General features: G+C 67.8%; 9 protein-coding genes. 5 read left to right on the top strand and 4 right to left on the bottom strand.

Features of this window, described 5'->3' with window-relative positions; translation table 11 throughout:
- The first annotated feature begins 522 nt into the window (after nt 1-522).
- From FV234_RS16485 to FV234_RS16465, 5 genes are read left to right on the top strand one after another with little or no spacing between them, the layout of a single operon-like run.
- Nucleotides 523-933: a hypothetical protein gene (locus FV234_RS16485; RefSeq protein WP_147830415.1), complete on the top strand. Its 411-nt coding sequence runs from the start codon at nt 523-525 to the stop codon at nt 931-933.
- Nucleotides 933-1514: a DNA N-6-adenine-methyltransferase gene (locus FV234_RS16480; protein WP_210250917.1), complete on the top strand. Its 582-nt coding sequence runs from the start codon at nt 933-935 to the stop codon at nt 1512-1514. The genes FV234_RS16485 and FV234_RS16480 overlap by 1 nt, the downstream gene beginning before the upstream one ends.
- Entirely contained in the window at nt 1511-2083 is a 573-nt protein-coding gene (locus tag FV234_RS16475) for a hypothetical protein (RefSeq protein ID WP_147830411.1), read from the top strand. Before FV234_RS16480 ends, FV234_RS16475 begins: the two co-directional genes overlap by 4 nt.
- Nucleotides 2073-2477, top strand: a complete 405-nt coding sequence (locus tag FV234_RS16470; protein ID WP_147830409.1) for a hypothetical protein — start codon at nt 2073-2075, stop codon at nt 2475-2477. The genes FV234_RS16475 and FV234_RS16470 overlap by 11 nt, the downstream gene beginning before the upstream one ends.
- Nucleotides 2470-2889, top strand: coding sequence for a hypothetical protein (locus FV234_RS16465; RefSeq protein ID WP_147830407.1), 420 nt, complete (start codon nt 2470-2472; stop codon nt 2887-2889). Before FV234_RS16470 ends, FV234_RS16465 begins: the two co-directional genes overlap by 8 nt.
- A 103-nt stretch (nt 2890-2992) precedes the next feature.
- Here FV234_RS16465 and FV234_RS16455 read toward each other — a convergent pair whose 3' ends face one another.
- The 4 genes from FV234_RS16455 to FV234_RS16445 all read right to left on the bottom strand — a co-directional run bounded on the left by FV234_RS16455 (nt 2993) and on the right by FV234_RS16445 (nt 6253).
- On the bottom strand, nt 2993-4138 hold the full coding sequence (locus FV234_RS16455) for a site-specific integrase (RefSeq protein WP_246686216.1): 1146 nt from the start codon (nt 4136-4138) through the stop codon (nt 2993-2995).
- Between the two features lie 337 nt (nt 4139-4475).
- On the bottom strand, nt 4476-5024 hold the full coding sequence (locus tag FV234_RS16450) for an HNH endonuclease (protein ID WP_147763502.1): 549 nt from the start codon (nt 5022-5024) through the stop codon (nt 4476-4478).
- A gap of 408 nt (nt 5025-5432) precedes the next feature.
- Nucleotides 5433-5576 (bottom strand): hypothetical protein, encoded by a 144-nt coding sequence (locus FV234_RS26250; RefSeq protein ID WP_187273707.1) that lies wholly within the window; start codon nt 5574-5576, stop codon nt 5433-5435.
- 110 nt (nt 5577-5686) lie between these two features.
- Nucleotides 5687-6253, bottom strand: coding sequence for a PepSY domain-containing protein (locus tag FV234_RS16445; protein WP_147763503.1), 567 nt, complete (start codon nt 6251-6253; stop codon nt 5687-5689).
- Nucleotides 6254-6272 lie beyond the last annotated feature (19 nt).

Here is a 6272-nt window from a genome sequence, read left to right as displayed (position 1 = left end):
AAGACATCGACCTGACGCAGCTTGGCGACGATCTCTTCAGCCGTATGCTTCTTCCGTCCCATGAAAATATCCTCCACATGGCTTGAAGCCATACCTCAGGGAGGACCACTTTTCAGGAGGCAGGCCACGTGGGTGAGATGCGCAAGACCCGGCAGCTCGTCCGAGCCCGAGTCGAGAGAGGCGATGTCGCGCCCGACGATCCCGCCGTTGCGCCCTGGGCGCCCGAGCCCCGCCGCCCGGGGCCGCCGAAGAAGGCCTGGCCGAAGCGCTCATTCCCGGCTGGCCAGAAGCTTCAATCCCGCAAGCCCAACCGGAGGCCATCCGCATGATGAGCGTCAAGGATTGCCACCGTCTCGGGAATCGATCGGCCCGGACGCAGAAGCTGTTCGCTGGGCTCCACAAGCACGCCAACCGGAGCGCCGCCACCCGCGCTGTAACGCTGCCGAGCGCTGGCGGAGCCTACTCGTATCTGGCCGGGCGCCTTCAGGCGGATCAGTCGCACGACGACAGAGGGCCGTCCGCATGACCGCCAGACAGAACGAGAAGCCGGTGAGGCTGAGCCGGGCGATCTTTCCAGACGAGGCGGCGCGCTTCTTCGTGGGTCGAACCGGAGAGCCGTACCGCCCGAGCAACGGGACCGAAGGCGATGTCTTCGAGAACGTCTGGTGCTCGGGTTGCCGTCGTCAGACCCTGCCGGATGGCAACGGCTGCCTGATCCAGTTGCGCGCCTGGGCCTGCGATCTCGGCGACGAGAACTACCCGCCCGAGTGGATCTACGGCGCCGACGGCCAGCCCTGCTGCACCGCGTTCAGCGACAAGCACGCGCCGCGCCCTGTGTACCACTGCAAGGCGACGGGCGACCTGTTCGGCGCCCCACCCACGATCAAACCCCGCCCCAATCCAGCGGACGATGCGACGGGAGGGGGAGCGTGATGGGCTACTGGGACACGCCTGGCCGCTCTGACGAGTGGTATACGCCGCCAGCCGTCTTTGAGGCGCTTGGCTGCCGGTTTGATCTTGATGTGGCACCAGCCCGCATGGGCGGGCACCATGTGCCGGCAGCAGAGATTACAGTTGCTGACGGACTGGTCGAGGACTGGCACGGCTTCGTCTGGATGAACCCGCCGTTCGGCGGCCGAAATGGCATCGAGCCGTGGCTTGATAGGTTCTTCGCACACGGGGACGGCATCGCCCTGACGCCGGACCGCACGTCTGCGCCCTGGTTCTGGTCCGCGTGGGCGAAAGCCGACGCCGCCCTGTTCACCCGCAAGATCAGGTTCCTTCGGCCGGACGGGACGGCGGGCGTCTCGCCATCGAACGGCACAGCCCTGTTCGCTGCGGGCGACCGGGCCGTGGCCGCACTTCACCGTGCCGCCGGCTGCGGTCTCGGGAACGTCCACACGACCCCGAAGGTGGACCGCAGAGGCCCCCAGGTCGTCCAACCGAAGAGGGGCGCGTCGTCGTGGGCCGCCGAAGTGGCGCTCGCTCGTGCTTTCGCGGAGCCTAACCCATGAACGCCCCCAAGCCCCAACGCTCCCCAGCGGAGGACACGACTGCCGAGGCAGAGAGCGCCCTGCGGGAGACGATCACGAGGACCCTTGATGCGGCGCACATGGCCGGCAAGCTGTCCGGCGAAATGGCGGACATCCTGATCGCCGGCCCGATTACCCCGCTCCTCGCCGCCATCACCGCCGAGCGCACCGCACGCGAGGAGGCGGAGGCACGGGCGGATCGCATCGACGCCAAGCTCGGCGAGGTGAACGCCGCGGTGAAGGAATGCCTGCCGCCGGTTGAGACGCTGGTTGCCGAGCGTGAGGCCGCGGAGGCCGAACGCGACCGGCTGGCCGCCGCGCTCCGCCTGCTCCTGCCGTTCGTGGATAGGACCGCGGGCGAGGGCGTGATGTGGCTAGAGGACTGCGACAGCCCGCAAATGGATGCCGCCGATCTCTGCATAGCCGCAGCCGAAGCGCTCGGCATGGAACTCGGGGACGACGCCTACAGCGCGATCCTCAAGCAGGGCGAGGCCGACATCCGAGCCGCCCGCGCTCTTACCAGCACGAAAGGGGCAGACGTTGGCGAATGATGTGGAAGTGCTGCGAGGGCTGCTGGCGCGGGTGAAGGCGGCGACCGGGCCGGACCCGATCCTGGATCGCTACCTGTGCCATGCGCTCGGCGTCGCGCCATGGGCAGGCACACCGGCTGAGCACCTGGGAATGTGCATGCCAGGCAGCAAAATGGCGAAGGCGACGCCCGCGCTCACCGCCAGCATCGACGCCGCGGTGGCGCTCGTTGGCCGGGCGCTCCCCGGCTGGCACTGGCACGCTTGCTCAGACGGCTACCGCGAAAAGCTGGGCGGGGGAGCATGCGTCTTTCACGGCAAGGATGATTTCGCGTCAGGCGATGCCGCAACAACGCCTCTCGCCATCTGTGCCGCTCTCCTGACCGCCCTTATCGCCGCGGAGGCAGATCATGGATAGCCCGAGGCAGGTGGCGCCCGCCGAGATCGAGGCGCTGATCCGGCAATACGTCTACGTCGAACCGCAGTCCGGGTCCGCCTCAACGCTCCACGGGGTTTCCCAGGCTGCTGGTCTGATCGCGAAGTCCTTCGAACTCGCCGCCCTTCGCTCCACCAGAACGGATCGGTCAGAGGCGGAGGCGGGCAGACCGGCGGAAGGCGTTCGGCCACCAGGCGAAACGCTCTGGCTGGCGCATGGCGCGATGTTCGGCAGTGCCAGCGGCGATTGGGACGACCTTGACCTGATCAACAAGCTGCGATGGGCCAGCGTCGAGGATAGCGCCGTTCGCAACCTAATGGCGCAATCTAACACCACCCCGCCCGCACGGGGACGGGAGAACGCCGACGAAGGAGGTAACGATGCAGGCCGCTGATCCATCTCGCTTCGTCGTCCGCATGCCGGACGTCGCCAAGGAGTTGGGCGTGTCGTCGACGACGCTGCGCCAGATGTGCCGGCGCGGGAAAGGCCCTCCGCTGCTACAGATCAGCGAGCGGTGCTTTGGGGTCCGGCGCGGCGAGCTCGATCGCTGGATGGAAAGTCGATACGTGGCGGCCCCACAGGTCTAGGGCCGCCCGCTTCTCCGGGTTGTAGAGCGCGTAATTGTAGACGCCGGCGACACCGGCCTTCGTCCCCGAGATGTGGTTCAGCACCGCCTCAACCACATGCGGTAGAACCCCGAGGTTGCCCATACCAGTGGCGACCGTCCGGCGGAGATCGTGAAGCCGCCACCCTGTCACGCCGCAGGCTTTGTCGAGAGCGGCCTTCGCCCGCGTGAATCCCTGGAAGCCGCCGGCACCGGACCCGAACACGAGATCTCGGCCCTCGATCCGCGGCGCTTCGGCGAGGACGGCCAGCGCCGGCGCGGACAAGGGCACGTCATGCGCCAGCCCGTTCTTCGTCCGGCCGCCCGGCATGCTCCATAGGGCCCCGGCCAGATCGACCTCTGCCCAGGTCATGTCCGCCACCTCGTCCCGGCGCTGGCCGGTGAGCAGCAGCAGGCGCACCACGCGGCCGAAGTCGCCCGCCGGCAGCGCGGCGAGCACGGCGCGGATCTCGTCCGGCTTGAGCACCCTCTGGCGCTTCTCATCCTGGATCGGCTTCCGCGTGCCGACCACCGGGTTCGCGTCGGCCAGGCCTTCCTCGATCAGCCACCCGTAGAAGGCCGAGAGCGTGGTGCGCGCCCGGTTCGCGGCGTAGGGCCCCGACGTCTTTGCGATCACGTTGAGCCGCTCGGCCACCATGGCGCGCGTCACCTCGGCGACGGGAACTCGATGCAGTGGCGCCCACGACAGCCGCATGTAGCGGGTCGACTCGCGCAAGCCTGTCGCTCGGATCCGATCACCGAGCCCCTCGAGGTAGGCGTCAACCTTCGACCCGACGGTGACGGCGGCCCGCTTCCGAGCCTGCTCACGCTCGGCGCCAGGATCACCGCCAAGCCGAACCCGCGCCAGCTTCTCAGCGGCGGCTCGGCGAGCATCGGTCGCCGAAAGGACGCCGACCCGGCCCAAGCTCTCCCGCTTCGACTGGCCCAGGGCATTCCGGTACTGGACGATCCAGATCCGCGACCCGCCGGCGTTGGCCCGGATGCCGAAGCCCGGCAGGTCGTCGTCGAAGGCCAGCACGTAGAGCTTGCCTTCCGGCACCCTCAGGGCTGCCGCCGACTGGTTTGTGAGGCGCATGCTGGTAAGCGTATTGTAAGCAGCCAGTACGCGCGCCCTCGTGGCCGCCGCGTTCGACGGAGAGGGTATCAGCGAAAATGCGAGGGGCGACAAGCGCCACGGGCAAATAATAAGCGCCCGACTGCGCAACTATCTCTCCAACCATCTGATTTACACGGAGAGGGTCGGGGGTTCGAGTCCCTCACCGCCCACCATCGGGATTGATGATCCCGAACTCTCGGTCATCAAGGCGACACCCCGAGACGGGGAATTCCCAAATCGGAAGCCAACTCGCGGCCGCTCAGCTCTCCAGCTCGCTGTCCCAGTACAGGTAGTCGAGCCAGGTGTGGTGGTAGTCGCGGTGGTCGAATTCGGGTTGTCGGTGGTGCAGCTCGTAGCGGGTCGGGCGGCGCGGCTCGGTGAGCAGCGGCATCTCCGCCTCGTAGGGTGTGCGGTTGGCCTTGCGCAGGTTGCACGGGCTGCAGGCCGCGACGACGTTCTCCCAGGTGGAGAGCCCGCCGCGGGAGCGCGGGTTGACGTGGTCGAAGGTCAGGCCGCCCGAAGGCAGGCGCAGGCCGCAATATTGGCAGGAGAAGCTGTCGCGCAGGTAGATGTTGTAGCGGGTGAAGGCCGGGCTGCGGGCCAGTGTCACGTAATTCTTCAGGGCCACCACGCTCGGCACCCGAAGCGCCCGGCTCGGGCTGCGCGCCTCGACGTCGTAGCTCGCGACCAGGGTCACGCGGTCGAGGAACAGGGCGGTGAAGGCGTCCTTCCAGTTCCACAACGACAGCGGGTTGTAGGAGAGCGGCCTGTAATCCGCGTTGAGGACGAGGGTCTGGAGATCCATCATCGGCGCGACTCTTCGAACGAAAGCCATACGGGACAACGCGCGAGTTCGGGTTTGCGCGCCGTCCCGAGGACAAGGTCGAGGGGGTGATGGGGAGATCGTGTGCCGCTGCGTCGAAGGCGGGGCCCGGCGGGCGGCGCCGTCTCGGCCGGGCGCATGGAAAACGCGTGGCTTGCCGGGCGCGATCGGCGACCGGCTGGGGCGGATACATCCGGCTCGCGGCGGGGTCCGGATGCCAACCCGGTCGATCCCAGCCCTTCGCGAAATGACGAAAAGGCCCTCTCCATTGGGGCTTAGTCTAATAGCAGCGTGACAGCCTTGTGAAGCTCCGCCCTGTCGCGGCCCGCGCCGCACCCACAGCCCGCGTGGATCGACGGCTTTCGGAGTCGTCCGCTGCGTCGACGGGGCGCTTCAGCCCCAGCGCACGAACATCGCGACGAAGACGGCGACCATGCTCGCCAGCAGCAGCGGATAGCCCTCGACGAGGGCGAACAGGAACAGCGAAATCGCGCCGGTGGCGATGGCCAGCATGACGGCGACGGCAGTCGGGTTCATGGCAACAGGGCTCGCACTTCGGGGTCCCGACTCCGTTTCCGGCGGACCCCGTACCACGATCGACGGGGCGACGCGGCACCCGATCGATGCCGCGTCGCACACCCGTTCGATCAGTCGCCGACGACCTTGCCGTCCGGGCCGACCTTCACGGTCTGCTCGTGGTCGGCCAGCGCCACCTTGATCTCGTACTGCACCGACTTGCCCTCGCGCTCGACCTCCGCCTCGTAGGCCTTGCCGCCGCCGGCCTTGCGCTCGGCGATGGCGAGGGCGTCCTTCAGCGAGGTGGTGGCGTTCTGGAAGTCGGCGGGCTTGAGCCGGGTGAAGTACCGCTCGATCGGCTGGTTCTCGGTCTTGTAGAGCGCGCCGGTCTCGGCATCGATACCGTACTCGACGAGCTTGCCGTCCGGGTAGACGACCTTGATGCTGTAATGGGTCGGGTTCTTGCCGTCCGCCTTCTCGAAGTCCGCGTCGATCGCGCGGCCTTTCTCGCCTTGGGCCTCGGCCGTAGTCAGCGCCTGGGCGAGGCCGACCTTGCTGGTCTTAGCGATCTGGAACTCCTTCATTTCGGACTGGGCATTCGCGGCGGGCGCCTGGGCCAAGGCTGCCGTCAGGCCGAGCGGGGTTGCGAGGAGGCCCGCTGCGATCAGGCCGGCGGTAAGCGGGAGACGGTTCGACATGGCTTTGGCTTTCTGCCCA

Source organism: Methylobacterium sp. WL8 (assembly GCF_008040045.1).
Lineage (GTDB): Bacteria > Pseudomonadota > Alphaproteobacteria > Rhizobiales > Beijerinckiaceae > Methylobacterium > Methylobacterium cerastii.
Note: the sequence above shows the minus strand (reverse complement) of the source record. Positions and strands in the feature narration are given on the sequence as shown.